The 260-nt window shown below is 69.2% G+C and carries 1 protein-coding gene; it reads left to right on the forward strand.

Annotated elements, in window-relative coordinates; genetic code table 11:
* A partial coding sequence (locus tag HKX41_12115; protein ID NNC24880.1) for a hypothetical protein occupies positions 1-260 on the forward strand: 260 nt, incomplete at both ends.

A 260-nucleotide genomic window follows, 5' to 3' on the forward strand; every position in this document is an offset into this window, starting at 1 on the left:
CCTGAACGGCGCCTTCAACGGCGTCGGCAGCGCGCAGACCCTGACGAGCGGCGACGCGCGCACCGCCGCGGCCTACCAGCTGCTGGCCGGCCTGGCCTGGAAGGTCGACGACCGCATGTCGGTGGATCTGACCTACCGCTACCTGAAGACCGTGAACGCCCAATGGGCCACCAAGGGTTCTGGCGCGCTGCAACCTGGCTCCTTCAAGGCGGACCTGGACGACAACTCGGTGACCGTGGGCATCCGCTACGCCCTCGCCC

Source organism: Salifodinibacter halophilus (assembly GCA_012999515.1).
Taxonomy (GTDB): Bacteria; Pseudomonadota; Gammaproteobacteria; order Nevskiales; family Salinisphaeraceae; genus Salifodinibacter; species Salifodinibacter halophilus.